Source organism: Kribbella sp., from assembly GCF_035687465.1.
In the GTDB taxonomy this organism is placed as follows: Bacteria; Actinomycetota; Actinomycetes; order Propionibacteriales; family Kribbellaceae; genus Kribbella.
Map to the genome: position 1 here is coordinate 1 of NZ_DASRXP010000490.1, position 2138 is coordinate 2138.

The 2138-nt window shown below is 68.0% G+C and carries 3 protein-coding genes; 1 reads left to right on the plus strand and 2 read right to left on the minus strand.

Annotated features, from left to right (window positions below; genetic code table 11):
- Positions 1 to 17 precede the first annotated feature (17 nt).
- Positions 18 to 884 (plus strand): hypothetical protein, encoded by an 867-nt coding sequence (locus VFG33_RS25995; RefSeq protein WP_325055578.1) that lies wholly within the window; start codon positions 18 to 20, stop codon positions 882 to 884.
- Here the strand turns inward: VFG33_RS25995 and VFG33_RS26000 are convergent.
- The gene (locus VFG33_RS26000) at positions 868 to 1413 is read right to left on the minus strand and encodes a phage tail protein I (protein ID WP_325055579.1); all 546 of its coding nucleotides are present in this window, start codon (positions 1411 to 1413) and stop codon (positions 868 to 870) included. The two genes, VFG33_RS25995 and VFG33_RS26000, sit on opposite strands and share 17 nt — an antisense overlap.
- Positions 1414 to 1430: 17 nt before the next feature.
- The coding region (locus VFG33_RS26005) for an NADase-type glycan-binding domain-containing protein (protein WP_325055580.1) at positions 1431 to 2138 on the minus strand (708 nt) is incomplete at its 5' end.

The following is a 2138-nucleotide window of genomic DNA, read 5'->3' on the forward strand; positions in this document are numbered from 1 at the left end:
CGTGCTGAAGCGGCAGAATGCTCATTGAGCGGGGATCAGCCGAGATCGGCGCGGTAACGATAGCCGAGCCCGCGCACGGTCTCGATCGCCCGGTCGTGGCCGGTCGGCGCCAGGCCGTCCTGCGCGTCAGCCAACCCGGCGGCACCACGGACGAGGTGACTTTGGTTGCTGAAGGCACCGAAACTCCCAGCGGGGAACCGCCGGAGCCCCCTGGGCCGGCGCAGCCCCCCAGGCCCGCTCCCGCCGGCCAGCTGGTGATCACGCCCGATCCGCTGGACTTCGGTGGTTCCGGGCCGGCCCTGGTCGGGATCGGCCCGCGGATCGTGCAGGTTCGTAACACTGCCACCGTGCCGATCATGGTCACAGCTGTCGGCGTACTCACCGGGACTCGGTTCACGGTCGGCGACTTCGCCGTCGGCAAGACCACCTGTACCGGCATCACCCTGGCGCCGGACTCGTCGTGCTCGATCGAGGTCAGCTCGACCCCGCAGAACCCCGGGCAACGCAACGGCGTACTGGCCATCACGACCGGAGATCCCGCCTACAGCCGGCTGATCGCGTTGCGGAGCCAGGCGGTTCAGCCTGTCCTTCAAGTGAATCCCGGCGTCGTCCGGATGAATCGGGTGGCCACGGTGACCGGCCAGAACTTCCCGCCTTCCAGGGCTGTCACGCTCACTCTGACCACCCCTGGAAGCAAGCTGCTGCTGAACACCGTCACCAAGCCAGACGGCAAGGTTTCCGCCGCCCTGGTGGTCTTCCCGCAAACCAGCGCCGGCACCTGGCCCGTGATCGCCACCGTCGGTGGCACCTCGATCCGGGCGCAGGCCCCGGTCCTCGTCGTACCCGGCAGCTATCAACCGCCTGGATTCACGTCGCGCCGTTGAGCGGCTGCTCGATCCGTACCTCGTGGACGACATGGGCCGGCTTCGCAGCGTCGACGGCGGCCTCCACCGCGGTCAGGCTCACCCGGCTGCCGCTGACTACGACTGTCACCTTCGGCGCGAACTGCTGATCGGATTCGTCGACCGGCTCGACCGACCACGAGATCCCGCCGGTGTCGACCACCTCGACCTGGCCACCGGTCACCAGTTCGAGCTGCTGACGAAGTCCGTCCACCGTGCCGCGGCCGCGATGCAGAGTCACGGCCCGGGCGATCTCCGCCCGCTGCAGCTCGACCGGCCAGGTCTCGTCCAGGTCGATCCCGACCCAGCCCGCAAGCCAGCCGAGGTAGTCCGGCGGCGCCAGGGCCGGATCGACGTACGCCGCGAGGCAGTCCAGCGCGCTGATCGCCGGAGCGAGTACTTCGTCGATCGCCTCGGTGAACCGCATCAGCAACGGGTCCTCCTGGAGCAATGCGGGCAGCAGCGCCCCGAGTGGATATGCCGTACCAAGGTCTGGCGTGGTTCCTCGCATCGTGGTTCTCCTCCGGTTCAGCCGATGCCGAACAGTTCGATCTCCGACAGGGCGAAGGTCTTGACGTCCGGCGCCGGATAGACGTTGACCACCTTCACCGTGATCCGGCTGACGCCGACAGCGTTGCGCAACGCGATCTCCTGCGGGCCCGGGATGTCCTTGAGCTGGACCAGATCGGACTTCTCGTTGGAATAGGTGAACTCGAGTAGTGCCGGCCGGCTGTACCCGGCGAACTTCTTCGCATCCCCGGTGGAGACGACGGCCTTGCGCAGCGCCACCGGATGATCCAGCTGAACGGTCAGGTTCGACGGCAACTTCTCGTTCCACACCGCGATCCACGAGGTGTTCTTGAACGTGTCGAACGCCGCCTTGGGTGGGTGGTCGGCCGGGCCTTTGGTGCCTTGGACAGAGACCGGCCGGATCGGGGTCAACGCCGTGTCCGCGACACCGCGGACCTTCTGCTTGACGTTTCCGATCTGCTGGGTGACCAACGTGCGGAGCGGCGGATAGACGCCGGCCAGCAGACCGAACCCGAGGACCATCACCCCGACGGCGGCACGGACCCGTCGCGTCATCGACTGGACCCCCTGCCGCTTCTTGCTGTCCCCGGGCCGGGCCGGCCGGGTTCCCGCGGCGAGGACCCGTGGCTTACGGCGTAGCCGGATCCGCCGCCACCACCGAATCCTGACGGCCTCGGCTTCGGACAACGAGTTTCCGCAGCGACG

Coding starts and splice junctions, on each gene's coding strand:
- VFG33_RS26000 (WP_325055579.1), bottom strand. CDS start 1,413: ATGCGAGGAACCACGCCAGACCTTGGTACGGCATATCCACTCGGGGCG.
- VFG33_RS25995 (WP_325055578.1), top strand. CDS start 18: ATGCTCATTGAGCGGGGATCAGCCGAGATCGGCGCGGTAACGATAGCC.